Genomic DNA, 22876 nt, shown 5'->3' with positions numbered 1-22876 from the left:
AGATATCATCTCCAATTTAATGCAATTCTGCTCAGCACTCTAACACCATAAGAAAGTGCTTTTTCGTTAAAATTATATTTAGGACTGTGAGGTGGAAATATTTCTTTATCTTCCTCCGAATAGCCAAGCCACATATATACTGAAGGAATTTCTTTTGTGAAATATGCAAAATCTTCTCCACCTGGAGCCGGTCTATCTATATCCACAAAAGCATCTTCCCCAAGAATATCTCTGGCAGAACGGGCGGCCAGATTCACCATTTTTTCATCATTTACTGTAGGTGGATAGCCTCTGCTGTAATCAACCTCAGCTGATGCTCCCATTGCTTCAGCAGTTTTTTCGCAAATTTGTTTAATTCTTTTTTCTACCTTATCTCTGACCTCTTCGTTAAATGTCCGCACAGTTCCTTCTAAGTTGACTCTTCCCGGAATTGTATTATAACGTGTACCACCAATAAATTTACCAATTGTAACCACAGCCTGTTCAAAAGGATCTACATTTCTGCTGACAATTGTCTGGAGATTATTAACGATCTGTGCAGCAGCCACAACTGGGTCAATACCCAGATTGGGAAGTGATGCATGGGCACCTTTTCCGGTTACTTCAACTGTTATGGGATCTGAAGCTGCCATCATTGGCCCTGTTTTTGCTCCGATTTCTCCCAGCTTCAGTGCAGGCCAGAGGTGAATTCCAACAGCAGCAGAAACATCCGGATCGCTCAGTACACCTTCCTGAATCATATATTTAGCTCCTCCCCCATGTGGTGCATCTTCTTCGGCTGGCTGAAAGATCAGTTTAATATTCCCGTTTATCTCCTCTTTGAAATCCACCAGAATTTTTGCCAAGGCCAGCCCCACTGCAGTATGACCATCATGACCACAGGCATGCATAACACCTTCATTTTTAGAAGCAAAATCCAGCCCTGTTTCTTCATCCATCTCAAGTGCATCCATGTCAAATCTAAAAGCAAGTGTCCTCCCTTTTTTCTTTCCTCTGATAAGACCTGTTAAACCTGTATTATAAAATCCAGTTTTAACTTCAACACCAAGATCTTTTAGTATATCTTCTACCTTTTTAGAAGTTCTGAACTCACTGCGGCTTGGCTCTGGGTGCCGGTGTATATCTCTTCTTATTTCAATCATCCAATTTTCCAAAGAGTTTACTTTTTCTACAATCATCTCATTAAGTTCTTTAGCAGACAAAAAATCTACCTCCTTTTTTTGAAAAAATAAAGACAGTTAAAATTCACCTGGATTACTTAAAACAGGCAGGGAAATAAATCCCTGCCTTTATACTAATAATTAAAGAAAAATACCTGCTCCTGGACCAATAGGTAGATCTGCGAAATACCAGATGGCCAGCAGTATAATCCAGACAACCCCAAATGCTATAGTATATGGCATAATATAGGATATCACTGTACCAATTCCACTATCTTCATCATATCTTTTCATAAATCCAAGCACTATCGGGAAATATGGAAACAGTGGTGTTATTGCATTTGTGGTAGAATCTCCAATTCTGTAAGCAAGCTGAGCAAATGCCGGTGAATGATCGAGCATCATAAACATCGGCACAAAAACCGGTGACAGCAGGGCCCATTTTGCAGAACCACTGCCGATAAATAAGTTAATAAACATACTAACTGCTATTACTCCTACCACCATCGGGAATCCAGTAAAGTTGAAGATTTCAAGCAGATCTGCCATTTTTACGGCAAGGATCATACCAAGATTTGTCCAGTTAAAGTAACTTACAAACTGAGCAATAATAAAAACAAGCACTATATATCCTGCCATGTCTTTTATGGCTTCTCCCATCAACCTGGGTACATCTGCTTCCGATTTTATTGTTCCAACTGTTTTACCATAAGCAATACCGATTGCTATAAACCAGAATAAAATAAATGGTACTATTCCGCTGAGAAAGGTGGACGGGATTAAACTTCCACCAGGCCCTCTAAGGGGAGATCCCTGTGGTATTATAGCTGCAACAACTAAAGCCCAGTACAAAACTGTTACAATTCCAGCATTTTTAAGTCCTTTACTCTGCTGATCTGAAACACTTAAATCTCCATCATCTTCAATCTCCTGTTCTGCAACATATTCTCCCGCCTGAGGTTCAACAAACTTCTGTGTGACCCATGCACCTACAACTGTAAGTACAAAGGTAGAAACAACCATAAAATAATAGTTAACAGCAGGAGAAATTGTTATCCCTGCCTGCATGGACTGAGCGGCTTCTTCGGTAATACCTGCCAGCAGTGCATCTGTACCTGCAATAAGGAGATTGGCGGTAAAACCAGCACTAGCAGCCGCATATCCTGCAGCTATACCAACAAGAGGATTTCTTTTAGTTCCATAAAATATAGCACCCGCAAGTGGAGGAACAATAATAACAGCTGCATCAGAGGCTATATTCCCACAGATACCAATAAGAAATATAGCACCCAGAAGCAGTTTTTCTGGAGCACCTAACATGAACTTTTTCATAAATGCTGACATAAGTCCGGCTTTTTCAGCAAGACCTATACCAAGCATCATCCCTAAAACCAGACCCAGTGGCCTAAATCCGGTAAAATTGCTGATCAAATTTAGTATCATATATTCTATTCCTTCACCACTCAGCAAATTTCTGGCGCTGACATTAGATCCATCTGTTGGATGTGTGACTTGTATTCCTGCTATTCCTGTGACAAAAGATACTAAAACCATCAGAACAGTTAAAATAACAAATAGTGTAAATGGGTGAGGTAATTTATTTCCTATTCTCTCAACAAAACTTAAAAATCTATAAAACATAGACTCTTTCTCATTACTCATTTCTCTCTCGTCTATCAATGTTAAAAACACCTCCAAAAATTTTTTCTTTCTTACTTATCACCCTGCTTTTTAGCACAATTTTAGTATTCACCCCTCTCTGCATATAAAATTGTCGCCTGAACCATTCTATAACAGCAGTCGACTCATATTAATTTTTTATTCAAGATATGTTCTAAAAATCCTTTATTATACTTATTTTTTATATTTTTCTTCCCAAGAAATTAATTGCTGGAAGTTTTTCCTGCAAAATTTCAAATTCTACTCCTGAGTTCAGATATTGATAAAATAAATTTAGCAGTTCGGTTCCCTGTCTGATACCTGCTTCAAAAAGCTGATAAAAGACTCTGTAATCTTCTTCATCTAATATTTCATTATTTGACTTTTCACTGTAGCTGTAGAGAGAAAGATCTTCTTTTACAAAAAGATTAAGCAGTTTAAAAATTATATACTTAAATTTAAAAGGGCTGTAAAATATATTATGGAATTTCTTGAAATCAAGATATGATTTCTGCAGAAAATCAATTTTGTCACTATAATTAAAAACAGTGCTGAGCAGATAGCTGTATAATTCTTCTATTTGAATTGGAAGCCTATCACCAAGATCAATATAATCGGTCGGCTTTAAAAAATCAGCTCCTGTATCCCATTCTTTTTTTACAAGATAAATATCAAGGCTCATCTCTATTCTTTTATGTCTGTCACCTTCCCCATCATGGGCATAGACAAAAGGATGTACCTTCATATCAAGTGAATAGTGCAGCAGAAACCCTGCTGTATATGCCAGCAGTTTCTTTGAGGTTTTCTCTCCTATTTGTTCATTATTATAAATATTTTTGCAGTAATCAATTAGTTTTTTCAGCATTACTTTTGTTTTCTGCTGGTGCATTACTTCTGCTGCTTTTAAACCACTACTTTCTTCTTCCCATGGTAAAAAATTATTAAAAAAAAGAAAATCAGGACCCTGACAGCCGAAATTATACCAGCTCATTTCACTGTACAATATATTTCTAAAATTATCATTTTCAAGCTCTTTAATTACTTTTTGTCCTGAAATCATGTGTGTCCAGAAATCTGGCATAGCAAACTTCCTTTCTTTAATACGTATTTCAAAAAGTGTATTTCAAATTTCAATATAAAAATTTATTTAACTTTTTATATATTTTTTATCTAAAACAGCCAAAAAAATCCATCTGAATCTGTAATTTGGGTGGAGAGGTTCACGTCATTTCATCATTTCAACTGATTATTTGCAGGTTTAAATTACTGTCTGGCCTCACTTCTCCCTTTTTCTACATCTACAGCTGACAGCATAATCATACCCAGTATAAAAAATAGGGCAACAGCAAGTATTCCATTTCTGCCTGAACCAGTCAGCTGTGATACAGCAGCAAAAACAGTTGGCCCTAAAACTGCTGCAAACTTGCTGGATACTCCAAAAAATCCAAAAAATTCAGCCGATTTATCCCTGGGAATCATACTCCCATAAAGAGACCTGCTCAATGCCTGTGCTCCTCCCTGTACCAGACCAACTAAAGCAGCAAGAATCCAGAAATCCAGTGCTGTGCTGAGAAAAAAGCCGTATACTGTAACAAAAATATAAATCGTCAGTGCAGCAAATATACCTTTTTTGGCTCCAAAATGCTGGCCCATTCTTCCAAAAAGAAGTGCAAATGGTATTCCGATAAACTGTGTCAGCAGTAAAGCACCTATCAGATCAGACTGCCCAATTCCTATTTCCCGTCCATAGATAGCTGCCATTCTGATTATTGTTCCAATACCATCATTATACAGCCAAAATGCAAGCAGAAATTTCCACAGTTCTCTGTATTTTTTTATATTTCTAAAGGTATTTTTTAATCTTTTAAAACTTATTATACCCTGTTCTTGAAAAGAAATTTTCTTAACTATATTTCTGGATGAGGGGAGATTTACAAAGGCTGGTATAGAAAAAAGCAGCCACCAGACAGCAACTGTTACAAAAGAAATTCTTACAGCTTTAATTGAATCAGAAATACAAAATAGCTGTGGTCTGGAAATCATGAGGAGATTAATTGCCAACAGAATACCCCCACCTAGATAACCGGCCGCATAACCAAGAGATGAGATACAGTCTATATTCTCATCTGAAGCAATATCTGTTAAAAATCCGTCGTAAAATACATTTCCTCCAGCAAAACCGATATTGGCAGTTATAAATAAAAGGGAGGCTGCAATATAATTTCCCCTCTCAACAAAAAACAATACTGCAGTAGCAGATGTACCTAAAAATACAAAAAATTTGAGGAAACTTTTTTTGGAATCACTGTAATCTGCCGCAGCTCCAAGCACTGGAGATAGAACAGCTATTATTATCATGGCAGCTGTTTGAGTATATCCCCAGTATGATGTCGCAATATGTGGTGCCAGATGAGCTGCAGCAACATCTTTATAAAAAATAGGCAGTACTGCTGCCAGTACAGTGGCTGCAAAGGCGGAATTGGCCCAGTCGTAAAGTACCCAGGAATAAACACTCTTTTTATTGTTCAGCATAATTATCAGCTCAATTCTTTTCTTTATATATTCTATTTTATTTTACCATCAGAAAACTATTAAAAACCAATTTTGATATATTTTGTAATCAACAAAATGTCTGGATTTATCTAAAACTCAATTAAAAAATGAATATATCTGATTCCAGAGCAGTAATACTGTCAAAAATATCGGTATCCAGAGAATCTGTATAGAAAAATCCTGGTAGATAAAATTATATAATTTTCTTGCTCCATTAAATATAGCATTATAGAAAAATATTTCAAATATTTTTTCAGTGTCAAATTTAATACTCTTTTTCCCTATTTTATAAACAAAATTTAAAAATGACTGAAGATATTTTTCCAGTGAAAGATCTTCTCTAACCTCAAATACAAATCCTGACTTTCTCTTTAAAACAAAAATTACAACAGCCAGATAAATAATTGTATCTCTGATTCCTGACAGTATATGAAAATCTTTATCTGCCAGCTGTGGTATAAGACTGCCGGGTATTTCTGGAAATAATCCAACTACAATTAAAGCAATTCCACCTATCAGAAGTGCTGCAAGATCAGTTTTATAGATTGGATAACTGCTGATATCTTTCAACAGACTTTCAGAAGAATATTCTCCATTGTTTTTATTAAAAAATATCCAGTAAACCGTTCGACCTGCATAGAAAAATGTCAGCAGTCCTAAAAGAAAGAAAATAATATAATTTAAAAATCCTGAACTATGAGCAGATTTAATAAGATATTTACTGTTATATCCTGCCGTAAATATTACTCCACTGAGTGATGAAAAACCAAGTATAGTGACAATACCACTAACAGGCCGCCTCAGCACTGCATCTTTAAAATCATAAAAAACTCTGCTTCCAAACTCTTTCTGCCAGATACCACTTGCAATAAAAAGTGATGTTTTAGCAAATCCATGTGCAATAATATGGAGAACCGCACCCAGGAATCCATACTTACCACCAATTCCAACAGCAAGTGCTATAAATCCAAGCTGGCTGACAGTACTGTAGGCCAGCATAACTTTTAAATCACTGGATCTAAATGCCTTCCAACCTGCATAAACTATCATTGTAAAACCCAAAAAGAAAAGTATCGGGTTACCGGTTTCTATGGGGATGATTTTTAAAAGAAAAATATAGCCCAGTTTTACTACCCAGCCTGATAGAATGGCACTTACCGGTGCTGGTGCTTCAGAATGAATTGGAGGCAGCCAGAAGTGAAAACCAAATAAACCGCTTTTCATTCCTACCCCCATAATCAGCAGAAACTGAAGCCAGAAAGAATCGATTACACCAATTTTAGCATACCCAGCAGCATTTGCAGTCAGGACCGCAAAAAGCAGTATACTGCTGCCGGCAAATTGTATAACAAAATACTGCTTGACCAGCTTCCAGCTGCTCCAGGCCAGCAGGAAGGTTGTGGTAAGAGTTACAAGTTCCCATCCAAACAGAAAGAAAAACCAGTTATCTGTAAGTATTACAGTTAAAAAGCTTAATATATATACAGCTGTTATAATATAATACCACATTTTTTTTGTTTTAATATAGTGCCAGGCTGCCAGGGCAGTCATTAAAGTTAATATAACTCCAGTTCCTGCCAGCAGGGGGAAATAACTTTCCCATATTATACTATTTAAAAATTGCTCTACTAATAAAATCACAGCTAACCTCCCAAATTAATAAGGTCTATATATCTCTGTGGGTTTGTCAGTTCTGCAGCAGCCATTTTTATGGGCATATCAAATAATTTAAATCCGATACCAAAGAAGATAACCAGAAAAGTAAATATATATACTACCGATGTTACGATTTTTTCTCTGTAAAAAACTGATAACAGAGGTCTGCTGAATATCTCTCTTTTAAGATCATCTTCTGTCAGCTTTATTTCTTCATATGCTTTAGAAATATACCGCAAATAGTAAACTACAGCTGTTAAACTTCCGAAAATAACTATAAAAGCACCGAAAAAATGTCTTGCCTTTAAAAATGCCATTAGAACATACCATTTACTAACAAAACCAATCAGTGGAGGCATACCTATCATGCTAAGTGACAATATAATAAAAGAAATAAATAATAAGCGGTTCCGATATCCAACTCCCTTAAAATCATCAATATTATGGGAAATTGTATACTGAAGCAGATAGCCACTTGCAGTAAATAGACCGGACTTCATAAGCATATGACTAATTATGTGGAGCAAACCTCCATAAAATCCTGCTTCTGTATTAAGCATAACAACTGCCAGTATCATGCCAATATGTCCAATACTGGAAAATGCAAGCATCCTTTTTAGATCATCTGCCTGCAGAGCAAATATATGCCCTAAAATGCTTGATACTAAAGCAAGGTCCAGAATAAAGGGTGCAATATGTATATCTACAAGAAAGTTAAAGTTAATCATTGTCCAGAAAATACGAATAAATATGTACAGATATACTTTCAGCAAAATACCTGACAGCACAGCACTTATAGATGCTGGACAGGCACTATGTGCTTTTGGCAGCCAGTAATGAAAGGGAAAAATTCCCAGTTTAATTAACATACCAAGCATAAAAACAGCTGTAATGGTAATCTTCATTGTACTGTCTATTAAGTCAAAATCTCGTGCTATTTCAGCCATATTTAAAGTACCAAGACTGAAATAGATTAAGATAACCCCAATAAAAAAGAACACTCCTCCTGTTATTCCATAGAACAGATATTTAATTGAAGCTTCGGTAGATTCCTGCGATCTTTTAAAAGCAACAAGAGGGGCAGTAGATATTGTCATTATCTCTATAAATACATAAAGATTAAATATATCTCCCGTTAGAAGTGCACCTTCTATTGAAGCAATAACTAAAAAAAAGAGAACATAATATTTGCCTTCATGATGACCAATAAAACCAATTGAAAATATTACAATCATAAAAAGGGCCAGGGTCACTATAAGAGAAAATAATAAGCTCAAACTGTCCATAGCAAGATTAATACCAAAAGGCGGACTCCAGCCGCCCAGATTATATTTTAGAAAAAAATTTCCTGCTTTAAGTGAACTATAATTTTTAATAAAAATTGAAAGAATTATATATATTTCTGTTATTGAGCTGAAAAAAATAAGTATTCTTCTCAATCTTGTACTTATAAGGTCAATAAGAGGAATCAAAAATGCAGTGGCCAGGGGTACTACAATTAATAATAATATTTCTATATCCATTTAATCATTCAACCCCTTTAAATTATTTCTATCAATTGTATCGGTAAATTTATTTAATTCTATAATAAGTGTCAAAAGAAGTGCTGAAGTACTGGCACCAATAACTATACCTGTTAAAGTTAAAGCCTGTGGTACTGGATCATTAAAATTTTCTCCCACACGCCCCAGATGATAGATTGGAACATCTTTTCCTACATCGGCAAAAGCAATAACCCATAAGAATACAGCTGCTTCCATGATATTAAGTCCAATTACCATTTTAATTAAATTTGTTTTTATTATTACTGCATAAAGCCCTAACATAAATAAAAATGCGAATATAAAATTATTCAGCATATTAGAGCTCCTCTCTAAATGTTTTTTGAATCATACTGTAAAATATTATTGCCAAACCTGCACCTACTTTTAAACCAATTCCAATGTTTATAATAGGTATACTGCCGGCGCTTATCAGTGTCCCAGCTTTTCCTCCCAAAAAATTGAGATTATCCAGAAAAAATCCCTCAAAAAATATGCCCAGCACACCAATACTTATAAACATTAGTGCTCCTGTTGTTTCCATGGCAGTTTTCATCTGTGGACTATATCTTTTATAATCAAACGCACTACCATATACTATACTAAAAATAATTGAAATAGCAGCCAGAATTACACCACCCTGAAATCCTCCCCCAGGTGACAGATGGCCGTGAGTAATAACATATATGCTAAAAAGTGCAATAAAAGGTGTCATAATCCCCAGAGTTCTTTTTACAATAAATGATAGTCCCTGCGAAGATACCGGCAGCATTTTACGGGATAAAATTAGAACAATTCCACTAACTGCCCCAAAAATAACAGTACTTTCTCCCAATGAATCAAATGCTCTATAATCATATAAAATAGCAGTTACCAGATTAAGTGAACCTGTGTCCTGCAGACCAAAAGAAATAAAATATCTTGAAATACCTCTCGGTATATCCTTATATAAAGACATTACCTTTAGATTGAAAAACACAGCAGCTCCAGAAACAGCTAAAATAGTAATTACTGCTATATGTGTCAGTTTTTTCTTCATAAAGCCTCCTTCAAAATATGACATAAATTATTTTCAGGATTTCCCTTTCCTTATCTGACTTATGGCACTCATAAAAATTGCAGTATTTAAGCCAGCACCTATTACAGCTTCAGCAAGTGCGACATCTGCAGCTCTGTAAATAAGATATATAGCTGTTAATATAATAGAAAAAATTGAAAGAAAAATTATAGAAATAAGTTCTTTTTCAAAGATAACAGCCATTGTTGCCGACATAACCAGAAAAAAAAGCAGCATACATTCTAAAATGATCATTTTTAATCTCTCCCAAGGTAACTGAAATATTCATCGATTTTATACTCATTTGGCAGTGCAATTTCTCTGCTGTAAGAGGCCCTTGCAATAGCATGAGTTGCCATAGGATTGGAAAAGAGAAAAAAAGCTCCAATTAACAGCACCTTCATGCTTAAGAAAAACTCCCAGACATATATGGCGGTTCCTAAAGTGACCAGTACAGCACTTATTGTAAGTACAACAGCTCCAGCGTGGATTCTTGTATATACATCAGGAAATCTGAGCAGTCCCAGCACTGTAATAACTGCAAAGATAGCTCCTGTTGACATTAAAAAATAAGCAATAATTATATTTATTTTCATTATTTATACAGCTCCCCGTGCTCAAAATATTTCGCATAAATCAGAACATCTATAAACAGCAGTACCGCATATGCAAGTACTATATCGATTAAAAGATAAAGATCATATTCTAATGCTATTAAAAGCATAACTATCGATAAAAATATTCCAATTGTATCAGCACCAATCAATCGGTCTGTAATTGTTGGTCCTTTTATTACACGATATGAAACTATAATTGAAAGTATTGTGAAAAAAATAGCAAACCCTATTATCATTCAAAAATCACCTCCAGCCATCTTTCAAAACGAGCAATTATTTTCTTTTTCAATTCGGCTTCTTCAACCGTTTTTACGTCTATCCAGTGGATGTAATAGACCTGTTCTGATTTATCATAATCGAGAGTTAGTGTTCCCGGAGTTAGAGTAATAAGGTTAGCAAGCAGAGTTAATGCCGTTATATCTTCCAGCTCTGTCTTTACTTTAACAATCCCGGGATTAAAGGAAGGGGTTTTTTCTAAAACATGGTACGAAACTTTTAATGAAGCCATTAGTGCTTCATAGAAAAACACAGGAATAAACATTAGTATAAGAAAAAATTTGCGAACATAAGAATACCAGGGCCGCCTTTTTTCTGGGGCTCTAAACAATAGATCACTAAAAAATATTGTTATCAAAAATGAAGCAGCCATACCAACTATTAGGACTTCAAAAGAGATGCGGCCAGAAAAAATTATCCAGACAATCAGCAGAAAAAAGAATGAAAATATTCTCTGCAGCATTTACCCACCTCCAGTTTATTTGCGAACTTTTATTATACTGCCCTGTCATTTTTAGACAGGACAGTAATTATCTTTATAAAATTACTCCTGAGCTATTCTGTATATCTTTAATACATCTGTTTTGTTTAATTTGAGGAAACTGCCGACAGATCCATTTTCGGTACATTTTTCTGCCATTTCTTCCAGTCTGTCCCCAGGAATATCCAATTCGTTAAGTGTTGTCGGCATACCAATAGAGTGAAAATATTCTTTTGTTTTTCTGATGCCTTCTTTCGCTGTCCAGTTTAAATCACTGAAATCTGGATCGACATCCCAAACACGTACAGCAAACTGAGCAAATCTTTCTACATCATGTTTGTATACATATTCCATCCAGGCTGGAAATATAACTGCTAACCCAGCACCATGTGCTACATCATATATTCCACTCAGTTCATGTTCTATTTGATGTGAGGCCCAGTCTTCTTCTCTTCCGGTTCCGAGCAGTCCATTATGAGCTATAGTGCTGGCCCACATTATCTCAGCTCTGGCAGGGTAATTATCATTTTCTTTCAATGCTTTTGGAACATTACTTATCACTGCTTTTAGTGATCCCTCACAGAGCCTATCTGTAAAGTCTACATCTGGTGTGTTGGTAAAATATCTTTCCATAATATGTGCCATTATATCTACTGCACCGGCAGCTGTCTGATAATCAGGCAGGGTATATGTTAATTCCGGATTCATAATTGCAAATTTTGGCCTTATTTTATCTGAATGGATACTTCTTTTGTACATACCGTCCATATTTGTTATTACAGATGCATCGCTAGATTCACTTCCAGCAGCAGGAATGGTGAGTACAACCCCTAGAGGAAGTGCCTGCTTAATTTTTAGCTGGCCCTGATACAGATCCCACACATCTCCATCATAATAGCGGCCAACTGCTATCGCTTTGGCTGAATCAATAACACTTCCACCACCAACAGCCAGAATAAAATCTACATTTTCTTTTTCTACCAGTTTTATACCCTCTCTTACAAGGTCAACTCTGGGATTGGACTTTACTCCACCCAATTCTACATATTCTATACCTGCTTTTTCTAAAGAATTAACAACTTTATCATAGGTACCATATTTTTTAATACTGCCTCCACCATAATGAAGCAGAACTTTTTTTCCATATTTTGAAGTATATTCTCCCACTTCCTGTTCTGTATTCTTTCCAAAAACTATTTTAGTTGTATTTTGAAAAACAAAATTATCCATTTACCCTTCCTCCTCACAAATATTTTATTAAACTACTCAACAATAACACTTTACTGTATTTTATCACATTTTTTTGCTGTGTTTTATTAAATATTTTACCAAATAAAAAGTTTTCTATTTTTTTTATCGGTTTTACACAAAATCCCATTTAAATTACTGTTTTTCGATTAAATCTCCTGTCAATTCTTCTGTTATTTTTTCCAGTCTATTAAAAAATGAGGTTATCAATTCAGGTCTATCTGTTATATATCCATCTGCTTTAACTCTAGAAAGAATTTTTAGCTGCCAGGACTTGTTAATTACATATGAGTAAACAAACAGACCCCTGCGGTGAGCTGAAGAAATATGCCAGGGCCAGCTGACAAACCCTTTAACTGCCAGACCATGTGCAAATTCATCTGCTTTTTCAGTCCAATTTTTCCAGCTGCCAATACTGACCATATTATCATTTAGAAGTAAAATTCTTATTAAATCTGAACTTAAATCTCTAATCTTTTTTAAACTTTCTTCAGAAAAAGAGAATATAAGTAAATTCGGTATATTATTTTTTAATTGTTTTTCAAGCCAGCCGGTTTTTTCGAGCAAATTAACAGTCTGTTTTTCGATATCGGGATATTTTTCAGGGTATTTAAATTCTATACATAGACCAGTTTTTGTACTTTTATTTTTCATCATTTTTATTAAATCTTCCAGCTTCATAATTTTAAGATTTTTATACTCAGGGCTTGCTTTTTTTGGATAAGCATTATTAAACCAAGATCCAAAATCCAATTTTTTGAGCTCTTTTAAAGTAAATTCATCTATATTTTTATCAGCCTTTTTGGGGAAAATTTCTTCTACATTGGACAGCCTTTTTAAATTCTCATCATGAAAAATAATAAGCTCTCCATCTTTTGTCCTCTGCACATCCACCTCAATATAATCAGCTCCAATTTTTAAGGCTTTTTTAAATGCGGGTACAGTTGATTCAGGAGCTTCATTTGAAGCACCTCGGTGGGCAATTATAGCTGGATAATTTAAATTATAATTATTAAGTATTTCCTTACCAAGTCTAGATGGTTTAATAAATGAATATATTCCATACACAGAGATAAGTATAATAATTATCAGCAGTGTTAAAAGAAAATACTTAGTAATATTATTCACCTCCAGGAATTACTGTTTCTGTTGTCAAAAATATTTTCCGCATAAATTCAATGATCTCAGCAATATTTTCGGTCTGTTCTTCTTTAAGCTGCACTGAATTTTCCCTTCCCTCAAGATAACCAATCTTTAAAAATTCATTCTGCTTTTTTACAAATAACTGTTCTTTATACAAAACTTGAGGATTTTCATGTAAAAAAAGCAGCGGTTTTTCCTGTTCCAGCAGCAGTGAAGAACCTACAAACTGCTGGGGCAAAGTATCCCACCCCATTATATCAAGTACTGTGGGAGCAATATCTGTTGTTGTACCATATTTGGATGACAGTTCAGCCCCAATATCATCATGTATTATAAAAAGAGGGATGTGATAGGGAGCTTTAATGTTTCTAATTGTTTCTAAATCTATCCCAGAATAATATTCTGATGTGTCAATTTCTGATTCATGATCAGCATAAATTACAACCACTGTGTTTTCCATTAAATCATTTTTTTCTAATTTTTTAAAGAACATTTGTAGGGATTTATCAACAAAATTTACAGAACGAAAATAATCTCTAACAAAAATATTATCTATATCCGAAAACTTATCCCTTACCATTGCCTCAGGATAAAAATTAAAAGGTGTATGACTTGTTAATGTGATAAAATATGCAAAAAATGGTTTTTTAGCTTCTGCAAGATAATCTACAGACTGATCAAAAAAATCATAATCATTTATACCAAGTGTTTTGTCATCCCCATCCTGAAGTGAATTATTTTTATCAAAATCTTCTTCACTGTAAAAAACATCAAATCCTAAATCCGGGTAAGCTTCACTTCTATTAAAAAATGTTTTGACATTACCATGAAATGCCAGTGTGCTGTATCCCCTGTTTTTTAACATTTTAGGAAGAGATGAAAAATTTGCCATGTCGATTTCTTTAAAAACATAACTTTTATTTACAGGATAAAGAGAGGTTAAAACAGATAGATCAGCATCAAAACTTCCATTAACCTTTTGAGCATAAAAATTTTCAAAGTACATATTTTTTTCTTTTAGGCTGTTCAAGAATGGAGTTATTTCCTTTCCATTGTGAGTATAACCAATCATTTTTTCATCCAGTGATTCTACCTGTATAAAAATTATGTTGGAATTTTTATCTATTAGATCCACATCACTCAGCTGTTTCTGCTTTTTATAATAAGGGATATCAGAGGTGGGTTTTACTTTTTTTTGTTTTATTTTATCAATATTTAAAAATTTGGAGCTTTCAAAAAGATATAACGGCAGTATTCCATAAACATTTACAAATTCTGATGTTCCTTTTCTGTAAAGTCCAACCGGATTATTACCTCCTAAAATTATATTGGTTAAAAATATTTGAGAAAAAAGAAGCACCACCACCAAAAAACCACTAATCATCATACTGCTGAAATCCAGATTAATTTCACTAAAAATTTTATGGTTTTTAATAGTTTTTTCTATCGGTACAGCCATAAATAAAAGGACAAACAAAAGGATAATATCAAGTATAAAGAAAAGATCATAAATTTTAATTATCTGCTTTATTAGAACCTCTACCATAGAAAATGAACCTGTTCTTTCTCCAAAAACAATATCAAAAAAACTGAGATAATTACCAAAATAGCGATTATACCAGTAATTGGACATAAATAGAACTGTAAAGATAAAAGAGAAAAAGAATAATTTTAATCTGCCTTCTCTGCTGTGGATAAGAGGCAGTAAAAATTTTACAAAAAGCAGTGCAAACAGGATATTTCTGAGTACAATTCCTGTTATTGATGGTACATAAAAGATACGAAGCAGGAGGTAATTGTATTTTAAAAGAAATCCTGCAAATAATATTATGGCAAAGTATTTTTCTTTTTTACTTAATTTATCTATTTTTTTCATTAAGTAACCTCCTGTAGAAAGAAAATCCACTACCAGCACTTCTAATGTTGATAATGGATTTATTTAAGAATATCAGATATTATTCTAAATGAAAAGTAATTTTTTTACGCTAATCTAAATTTATTCGTTAATTTAAATTTATCAGATCAAGATAATCCACATCTTTTTCTTTATCATAATATTTCTCATAAAAATCATAAATTTCTCTTCCACTTTAAGTTTCTCTTTTTCAGGATCTTTTTTCTTTTTGTTTCTAAAGACTTTACTGACAGAACCAATAAGTCTTTTTTTCACTGATAAAACTGACTCTCATAAATACCATGTTTGCGGCAGATCTCAGAGATATTATCATTTTAAAGACCTTCAAGAACAATTTTCATCTTTTCTTCAGGTGAGCGTTTAGTATTTTTACTCATAATTATCTCCCTTTCTGGTTATTCTTCCTTCTCCAATTTCTGGCTGCCGGTCACCCATCCAAAAATTGGTTTTACAAACGATAGTGCACTAAATAAGAGTTTTTCTAATTTTAGCTGAAAATAATTCCGAAAATAATACTAATGATAAAATCATCATAAAAATTATAATTGCATCAGGCCATTTAAGCCCCAAAATTGCCTCATTTAACTGAAGCCCAATTCCACCAGCTCCTACTAAACCAACAACTGTTGATTCGCGAATATTAATATCCCATCTATATACAGCTGTCCCTACAAATGAAGGAAAAACCTGGGGCACAACAGAGTAAATTAAAGCGGAAAATTTAGAGGCTCCAGTAGCTTCAACTGCTTCTACCTGTTCTCTATCAATTTCTTCTATACTCTCATAAAGGAGTTTGGAGACAAATCCCACTGATCTTAAAGAAATTGCAATTATTCCGGCCAGCACTCCTGGTCCCAGAATAATCACTAAAATTATCGCCCAGATTAAAGAACTTACCGAGCGGGAAGTTACAATTATCAGAAGAGCCAGCTGTCTTAAAAGTGGATGGGGTGAAGTATTTTCTGCAGCCAAAAAAGCTACAAATAGGGAAAGTAATATAGCAGCCAATGTTCCTAATGTGGCAATAGTTATTGTATCCCAGATTGGTCTTAAAAGATCTATAAAATAAGGCCAGTTTGGAGGAAACATCCTCATTAGTAATTTTGAGCCCTGTTCAGCCCCATCATAAACAAAGGGCCAGATTGTTCGAGCTGAGATAATATTCCAGCAGTAAATAAAAAGCCAGATACCCGCTGCCCAGAACAAAATTTCTTTTAAAATTCTAAGTGTGCTTTTTAGCTGCCAGTTATAATCTTTTTTAGACATTTTAAAACTCCCTTCCATTTAATAACCACTATTTAATCTTTTTTCTAATAAAGGAAGAAAACAATTCTCCTAGAAGTACAATCGCAATCATCACAATCAAAATAGCGGAAGCAGAATCAAATTCGTAGCGATCAAAAGCGGCATTTAAAGTTGTACCAATTCCGCCAGCACCAACAACACCGATTACGGCCGAAGCTCTAAAGTTAATATCAAGTCTGTAAACCGATAGACCAATAAACCGTGGTAAAATTTGAGGCAATATAGCATAAGTCATTAGCTGAGGCCAGGAAGCTCCGGTGGCTTTAACCGCTTCCACCTGAGTCCAGTCAATATCTTCAATTTCTTCTGCCAGTAATTTTGCCAGAAAGCCGATACTGCTGAAAGTTAAGGTTAAAACTCCTGCCATTGGCCCAAAACCAATAACTACCACAAAAAAAATTGCAATAACTACTTCCTGAAAACTCCTTGAGATGACTATCACTGCTCGTGATAAGTAATAAATCGGCTTTGGAGATATATTCTCTGCTGCTCCAAAAGCAAAAGGAATTGAAATAATTATACCAAATACAGTTGCCACATAAGTCATCGTCAGACTTTCTAAAATCCCATCAACAATCGAATCCCAGCGGGAGATAAAATCCGGTCTTAAAAAATCAGCAAAGTATTTTTGGCTTCTGCTCAGACCAAGTATAATTCGCTGGGAATCAATTTTCAGAGAAATAAAAGTAAATATTATATAAGCCGCAGCAAGTAAATAAATTATTAATCTTTTGTTTTTATTCTTAATTAGATGTGGACGCTGCCAGCTGTAATTTCCGCTGCTCTCTGTCAGCAAGGTCATTACCTCCTTCAGATGACAAATTTTCTTGATCTTTATTCTTAAAGTTATTCCAGTCTTCTTCTCCGTAAATTGTAGTTAAGGTATCTTTATTTAAATCTGCTGGACTGCCGTCAAAAACAATCTTTCCTTTTCTCATCCCAATAATTCTACTTACATATTCTCTCGCCAAAATTACATCATGAATATTTATTAAAGCAGCAAGTTCCCTTTCTCGAGCCATTTCAGTAATTAAACGCATAATCTGGCGAGCGGTTTTGGGATCAAGGCTGGCTGTTGGCTCATCAACTAAAAGTAAATCTGGATTCTGCATCAATGCTCTTGCAATTCCAACCCGCTGTCGCTGTCCTCCTGAGAGATGGTCTGATCTTTTATAAACATGATCTTTTAGGCCCAGCCTATCCAAAATCTGATAAGCCTGATTAATATCTTTTTGTGGGAACTTGCGCAGCCAGGCTCTCCAGAAAGATAAATACCCCAGTCTGCCTGAGAGAACATTTTCCATAACAGTTAATCTTTCAACCAGGGCATATTCCTGAAAAATCATACCCATTTTTCTTCTGGCATTTTTTAATTCTTTTTTATTAAGATGATTAATATCCTGATTCTGTAAAATTATTTCTCCTGCTGTTGACTCAACCAGACGGTTAATACAGCGAATTAAAGTAGATTTCCCCGCTCCTGATGGACCAATCACTGCTGCAATTTCTCCTTTTTTTAATTCCAGATTAATTCCCTGTAGAGCTAAATCTCCTCCTGGATATTCTTTATGCAAATTATTTATTTTAAGCAATTTTTTCACCTCTCTATATAGGTACCGGGTACCTGAATATTTTTTCCAGGTACCCGGTAACTGTTTTATTAAAAGCAAAAGCGGCTCTTTTAACCACCTCTGCCACCCCAGCAATAATACAAAAACTATGTCAATTTATATTCAGTTAATTTCTATTTATATTCCACTCCATTGGCTCTATCTATAGTCCTAATAACTTCCCAGTAAGTCTTATAATCAATTGGAATAAACTTATCATCTTCAAATTCTGCTGCTAAACTTGTTCCTGTCCAGTCAAAGGTAAAGAACGCTTTTTTAATTTTTTGAGCCAGACCAGGATGCAGGTTATTTACATAGGAGTAAGCAGTTGTCGGGAATGTCTGAGATTTATAAATTGTTTTGATTTCTGACATATCAATTGCTCCACTGGCATCCATTCTGTGCATTACAGAATTGGCAATGGCAGCAACTTCGTAGTCACCATTATAAACTCCCATAATTGAGTTATCATGACGGCCGCTAAATGTTGTCTGATAATCTTTACCAGCTTCATAACCCATTTCGGATTTTAAAATTGCAGATGGTGCTTTGAAACCAGAGTTAGATGTTTGAGATACAAAAGCAATTGTTTTACCTTCTAAATCTTCCAAAGTTTCAAGCTCACTATCTTTTTGAGTAATAATTTCCATCTCATAACCAAAACTTCCGTCTTCAGCTGCCATCATTGCAAAAGGAACAACTCCGGCAGTATTTACAGCAAAGGGGACACTACCAGTATTGATACCAGCAATATGAATTCTTCCTGCTCTTAAAGCTTCCAACTGAGCAGCATAGTTTTCAACTGCATAAAACATAACTTCTTTACCAGTCACCTCAGCTAAATAGTCCAAAAAATCTGACCAGGCATTCTTATAGACTGAAGGCTCTTCTACAGGTGTATACGAAAAAATAATTGTATCGGGATTGATCCATTCAGATTCAGCAGCAGGTATGTCGGCAACTAAATCTCCATCATAGTCAACAAATTCTTCTCCTAAATCACCAAAGTCCATCTCGGCTGCCATTACAAATCCACTAAAAAGAAAAATCGAAAGAATTAGTACGGTAAAAGCTTGTCCAATTTTTTTCATTAATTATTACCTCCGGGTTATTTTTATTTTCCTATTGCAATTAATATAATGACACATCAAAGTTACAGGATTATTTCCGAATTGTTAAAAAATTGCAACTAATTGTTAAGAAGATGTTAAGTATTTTGTGAATTATTTCTTTTGTCTTCTGTACCAGGTATTTTATGCAGCTGTTGATTTTCTTTTTCGATTGAGCCGTTTTCTTCTATCAATTGCTGACTGATGTTTTTTCTGAAGAAAAACCTCAATGGCAGTATAATGAAAATTTATTATCCTGACTGAAAAGATTTGATCAATAAATCAACTTAAATTATGTAAAGTAAATTTAAAGACTATACAGCTGTTACAACAGTTTAAGAATTTACTTTACATAATCATATACTTCACATAAAAAAGGGAAAGTTGAAAAATTCTGGCAGTATGTTCAGAGCTCTTTTCTAACAGAGATAAAAAACAACAAAGTCAGCAGTATTATTGAACTCAATGATTTATTTTCAGCCTGGTTAAAAACAGAATACAATGATAAAGTGCATTCATCTCTGGGCACTACTCCAGCTAAAAGGTGGAAAAGTTCTTTAAAATCAGGCCGCCGCCTTCGCTATTTTTCTCCAGTCCAGCTAGATCAGGCTTTTATGCATTTTGCAGAAAGAACTGTCAGCAAATATGGAGTTATCTCCTTTAATGGAAATCAGTATGCCATCGACGGCAGGCTGGTTAACAAAAAGATAGCAATCAGATACAACCCTTTCCATCTGGGTAATGTGCATGTTTACTATCAGGATAAATATTATGGTTTAGCCCGAGTTATTGATCTTAAAAAAGAAAAACATAAATCAGTGGCCGGCATTGAAGAAGATCCAGCAGTTGATTCTACCATCAGCAGAGAATATCTTAAAAATATCAAAAGCAATTATCAGGATTATCTTAAAGAACAGCTAAATACCCCACTGGAAGATAAAGTCCAGCTTCAGGCTGCAGGAGACCATCCTGAAGAAAAAACTGCTGCTGAAGTTAATACTACAGATCATATTGCTGCTGAGGAAAAAGTTCAAGCTTTAAAACGCCAGGAATTTGTTGAAATTATTTCTACTGCTTTAGAGATTAAAAATCTTTCCTATGCAGAAAAAGGAAAACTATATGAGCTGTGGCAGACATTTAAAGAATTTAATAGAGATTTATTGATTGATATTGTTGATGATATTAGGTTGCAGATTATTGATTTTTTCCATGAAGAAAATGCTCAGGGTAAGTTTAACTGTGTTATTATTGATGAGGCTCACAGTCTTTCTATTGAAATGTTTGATGAGCTGAGAAGTTTTTATGATGATGGAGCTAATTTTTCTTTAATTCTGGCAGGACTGCCTCAACTTTTAAACAGAAACCTTAACCTAAGTATGACAATCCCCATGAAACAAAGAGTTTCATTATTTCTTGAATGTGGTGGACTTTCTCTCAGTGAAACTAAAGATTATGTTAAATATCATTTTAACGCTGCCGGAATACAGAATGAAATTATTGATAAAAAATGCTATCCTGTGCTTCACAGTATGACTTCAGGAATTCCAAGAAAGATTAATCAGGCCTGTTATGTTGCTTTACTTGAGAGTTTCAAAAGCAAAAAATCTATTATTACAGACGATATTTTCAAAAAAGTTAATGAAAAAATCTCCTATACTTAGGGAGCTGTTTAATATGACTTTTAATTGTTATTATCAGAAACAGAAATGGCTGGGGAGGATAATTGAATTTAAAAATTATGGCAGTTATTTTGAGATTAGAGTCGAAAGCCTTTCTAGTATTACTGTTATTTTCGGAAAAACATCACTGGGCTTTTTTGCCTGTATGCCAGATTATGAAGCAGGATGTCATCTAATCGAACCTGAAAATGAAGCCTACAACAGAGAAAAACTTACTTCAGTTATGAATCCAATTGATGGAATTACAGTTGCCAGAGCATTATATGTTTTATTCAAAGACTTAGATAAAAAAATTGATAATGAACAATAATTAATTTCAGGGTATGAGAATACCCTGTTCTTTTAAATATTTACTGGTGAAAAGTATATCCTGCTTACTGAAATATTTCTTGTCTCATAACACCAATGAAGGGGACTGCAATCCATTTTGCCCTGTTTGCCCAGCGTTGCTAGCTTGTTTCAATTCTCAGTCCCCAATGAAGGGGACTGCAATATCAGCCGTTAAAGATAGCTCCAGCTCACTGCCAGTTTCAATTCTCAGTCCCCAATGAAGGGGACTGCAATCAAAGTTTTGTACATTAAATCAGCCGGCAAGTTAGGTTTCAATTCTCAGTCCCCAATGAAGGGGACTGCAATCAAAGTTTTGTACATTAAATCAGCCGGCAAGTTAGGTTTCAATTCTCAGTCCCCAATGAAGGGGACTGCAATCAAAGTTTTGTACATTAAATCAGCCGGCAAGTTAGGTTTCAATTCTCAGTCCCCAATGAAGGGGACTGCAATGTGATGAGTTGGAGGAGTTATACATCTCACAGGCTGGGTTTCAATTCTCAGTCCCCAATGAAGGGGACTGCAATTTGCCAGTTATAAGACGTGATGATTTAACTGATGCAGTTTCAATTCTCAGTCCCCAATGAAGGGGACTGCAATATAAGCCCGATTATTCGGCAATCACAAAAAAGGCTGTTTCAATTCTCAGTCCCCAATGAAGGGGACTGCAATCTATCCAGCCAAAATGTGTTATATCCTCATTAGCAGTTTCAATTCTCAGTCCCCAATGAAGGGGACTGCAATTAAATAATGATTAAATGGGATTGCAAAAGCTGTAGTTTCAATTCTCAGTCCCCAATGAAGGGGACTGCAATGCAGAAATCCTGAGTATATTATAAGGAACTTAAAGTTTCAATTCTCAGTCCCCAATGAAGGGGACTGCAATTCCTTTAAATCTTTCTTAGTTATCCACTCACGGTGGTTTCAATTCTCAGTCCCCAATGAAGGGGACTGCAATCAATAAGCAAACAGGTCCAGAAGCAAGCTGATCAGGAAGTTTCAATTCTCAGTCCCCAATGAAGGGGACTGCAATAATTAATTTGCTTATAACACTTCGCCAAAATTTAGTTTCAATTCTCAGTCCCCAATGAAGGGGACTGCAATCTATCCAGCCAAAATGTGTTATATCCTCATTAGCAGTTTCAATTCTCAGTCCCCAATGAAGGGGACTGCAATTAAATAATGATTAAATGGGATTGCAAAAGCTGTAGTTTCAATTCTCAGTCCCCAATGAAGGGGACTGCAATGCAGAAATCCTGAGTATATTATAAGGAACTTAAAGTTTCAATTCTCAGTCCCCAATGAAGGGGACTGCAATTCCTTTAAATCTTTCTTAGTTATCCACTCACGGTGGTTTCAATTCTCAGTCCCCAATGAAGGGGACTGCAATCAATAAGCAAACAGGTCCAGAAGCAAGCTGATCAGGAAGTTTCAATTCTCAGTCCCCAATGAAGGGGACTGCAATAATTAATTTGCTTATAACACTTCGCCAAAATTTAGTTTCAATTCTCAGTCCCCAATGAAGGGGACTGCAATTCTT

The 22876-nt window shown here is 34.9% G+C and carries 22 protein-coding genes and 1 CRISPR repeat array; of the genes, 2 read left to right on the top strand and 20 right to left on the bottom strand.

The genetic code is table 11. The features are described from left to right. Nucleotides 1–5: 5 nt before the first annotated feature. From DER71_RS02125 to phnD, 20 genes are all read right to left on the bottom strand, one after another. Nucleotides 6–1202, bottom strand: a complete 1197-nt coding sequence (locus DER71_RS02125; protein ID WP_114474242.1) for a M20 family metallopeptidase — start codon at nucleotides 1200–1202, stop codon at nucleotides 6–8. Between the two features lie 99 nt (nucleotides 1203–1301). Then, complete coding sequence (locus tag DER71_RS02120) at nucleotides 1302–2840, bottom strand: AbgT family transporter (RefSeq protein WP_199505543.1); 1539 nt, start codon at nucleotides 2838–2840, stop codon at nucleotides 1302–1304. A gap of 181 nt (nucleotides 2841–3021) precedes the next feature. Continuing rightward, on the bottom strand, nucleotides 3022–3900 hold the full coding sequence (locus DER71_RS02115; RefSeq protein WP_114457411.1) for a zinc dependent phospholipase C family protein: 879 nt from the start codon (nucleotides 3898–3900) through the stop codon (nucleotides 3022–3024). Nucleotides 3901–4082: 182 nt separating this feature from the next. Continuing rightward, nucleotides 4083–5351, bottom strand: coding sequence for an MFS transporter (locus DER71_RS02110; protein ID WP_114474241.1), 1269 nt, complete (start codon nucleotides 5349–5351; stop codon nucleotides 4083–4085). 117 nt (nucleotides 5352–5468) lie between these two features. Continuing rightward, a complete protein-coding gene (locus tag DER71_RS02105; RefSeq protein ID WP_114474240.1) occupies nucleotides 5469–7013 on the bottom strand; it encodes a complex I subunit 5 family protein in 1545 nt (514 codons plus the stop codon). A 2-nt stretch (nucleotides 7014–7015) separates the two neighbouring features. Then, nucleotides 7016–8551 (bottom strand): complex I subunit 5 family protein, encoded by a 1536-nt coding sequence (locus DER71_RS02100; RefSeq protein WP_114457409.1) that lies wholly within the window; start codon nucleotides 8549–8551, stop codon nucleotides 7016–7018. Next, nucleotides 8552–8887, bottom strand: a complete 336-nt coding sequence (locus tag DER71_RS02095; RefSeq protein ID WP_114457408.1) for a sodium:proton antiporter — start codon at nucleotides 8885–8887, stop codon at nucleotides 8552–8554. It abuts the gene before it with no gap. Between the two features lies 1 nt (nucleotide 8888). After that, the gene (gene mbhE, locus DER71_RS02090) at nucleotides 8889–9608 is read right to left on the bottom strand and encodes a hydrogen gas-evolving membrane-bound hydrogenase subunit E (protein WP_114474239.1); all 720 of its coding nucleotides are present in this window, start codon (nucleotides 9606–9608) and stop codon (nucleotides 8889–8891) included. A gap of 33 nt (nucleotides 9609–9641) precedes the next feature. Then, nucleotides 9642–9881 (bottom strand): hydrogenase subunit MbhD domain-containing protein, encoded by a 240-nt coding sequence (locus tag DER71_RS02085; RefSeq protein ID WP_114457406.1) that lies wholly within the window; start codon nucleotides 9879–9881, stop codon nucleotides 9642–9644. Between the two features lie 2 nt (nucleotides 9882–9883). Beyond that, the gene (mnhG, locus tag DER71_RS02080) at nucleotides 9884–10222 is read right to left on the bottom strand and encodes a monovalent cation/H(+) antiporter subunit G (protein WP_114457405.1); all 339 of its coding nucleotides are present in this window, start codon (nucleotides 10220–10222) and stop codon (nucleotides 9884–9886) included. After that, nucleotides 10222–10479 carry a monovalent cation/H+ antiporter complex subunit F gene (locus DER71_RS02075; protein ID WP_114457404.1) on the bottom strand — a complete coding sequence of 86 codons (258 nt, stop codon included), beginning with the start codon at nucleotides 10477–10479 and terminating at the stop codon, nucleotides 10222–10224. The genes mnhG and DER71_RS02075 overlap by 1 nt, the downstream gene beginning before the upstream one ends. Further along, nucleotides 10476–10982, bottom strand: coding sequence for a Na+/H+ antiporter subunit E (locus DER71_RS02070; RefSeq protein ID WP_114457403.1), 507 nt, complete (start codon nucleotides 10980–10982; stop codon nucleotides 10476–10478). The genes DER71_RS02075 and DER71_RS02070 overlap by 4 nt, the downstream gene beginning before the upstream one ends. A gap of 81 nt (nucleotides 10983–11063) precedes the next feature. Then, nucleotides 11064–12230 carry an iron-containing alcohol dehydrogenase gene (locus tag DER71_RS02065; protein ID WP_114457402.1) on the bottom strand — a complete coding sequence of 389 codons (1167 nt, stop codon included), beginning with the start codon at nucleotides 12228–12230 and terminating at the stop codon, nucleotides 11064–11066. A gap of 153 nt (nucleotides 12231–12383) precedes the next feature. Continuing rightward, on the bottom strand, nucleotides 12384–13376 hold the full coding sequence (locus DER71_RS02060) for a glycerophosphodiester phosphodiesterase family protein (protein ID WP_233486960.1): 993 nt from the start codon (nucleotides 13374–13376) through the stop codon (nucleotides 12384–12386). Further along, the gene (locus DER71_RS02055; RefSeq protein WP_114474238.1) at nucleotides 13369–15267 is read right to left on the bottom strand and encodes an LTA synthase family protein; all 1899 of its coding nucleotides are present in this window, start codon (nucleotides 15265–15267) and stop codon (nucleotides 13369–13371) included. Before DER71_RS02055 ends, DER71_RS02060 begins: the two co-directional genes overlap by 8 nt. A gap of 141 nt (nucleotides 15268–15408) precedes the next feature. Then, nucleotides 15409–15561 (bottom strand): hypothetical protein, encoded by a 153-nt coding sequence (locus tag DER71_RS11895; protein WP_158531702.1) that lies wholly within the window; start codon nucleotides 15559–15561, stop codon nucleotides 15409–15411. 210 nt (nucleotides 15562–15771) lie between these two features. Beyond that, a complete protein-coding gene (gene phnE / locus DER71_RS02050) occupies nucleotides 15772–16572 on the bottom strand; it encodes a phosphonate ABC transporter, permease protein PhnE (protein WP_114457400.1) in 801 nt (266 codons plus the stop codon). Between the two features lie 28 nt (nucleotides 16573–16600). Further along, nucleotides 16601–17404, bottom strand: a complete 804-nt coding sequence (phnE, locus tag DER71_RS02045; RefSeq protein WP_369834981.1) for a phosphonate ABC transporter, permease protein PhnE — start codon at nucleotides 17402–17404, stop codon at nucleotides 16601–16603. Further along, the gene (gene phnC / locus DER71_RS02040) at nucleotides 17355–18203 is read right to left on the bottom strand and encodes a phosphonate ABC transporter ATP-binding protein (protein ID WP_114474248.1); all 849 of its coding nucleotides are present in this window, start codon (nucleotides 18201–18203) and stop codon (nucleotides 17355–17357) included. Before phnC ends, phnE (DER71_RS02045) begins: the two co-directional genes overlap by 50 nt. Before the next feature lie 152 nt (nucleotides 18204–18355). Then, on the bottom strand, nucleotides 18356–19312 hold the full coding sequence (phnD, locus tag DER71_RS02035; protein ID WP_114457398.1) for a phosphate/phosphite/phosphonate ABC transporter substrate-binding protein: 957 nt from the start codon (nucleotides 19310–19312) through the stop codon (nucleotides 18356–18358). Nucleotides 19313–19839: 527 nt separating this feature from the next. Here phnD and DER71_RS02030 point away from each other — a divergent pair. Both DER71_RS02030 and DER71_RS02025 read left to right on the top strand, forming a co-directional pair. Continuing rightward, nucleotides 19840–20991: a Mu transposase C-terminal domain-containing protein gene (locus DER71_RS02030; protein ID WP_114474236.1), complete on the top strand. Its 1152-nt coding sequence runs from the start codon at nucleotides 19840–19842 to the stop codon at nucleotides 20989–20991. Nucleotides 20992–21004: 13 nt separating this feature from the next. Further along, nucleotides 21005–21319, top strand: a complete 315-nt coding sequence (locus DER71_RS02025) for a hypothetical protein (protein WP_114457396.1) — start codon at nucleotides 21005–21007, stop codon at nucleotides 21317–21319. A 75-nt stretch (nucleotides 21320–21394) separates the two neighbouring features. Next, nucleotides 21395–22872: direct repeats of the CRISPR family, unit length 37 nt; unit sequence GTTTCAATTCTCAGTCCCCAATGAAGGGGACTGCAAT. Nucleotides 22873–22876 lie beyond the last annotated feature (4 nt).

It is taken from the genome of Halanaerobium sp. DL-01 (assembly GCF_003338615.1).
Lineage (GTDB): Bacteria > Bacillota > Halanaerobiia > Halanaerobiales > Halanaerobiaceae > QPJE01.
Note: the sequence above shows the minus strand (reverse complement) of the source record. Positions and strands in the feature narration are given on the sequence as shown.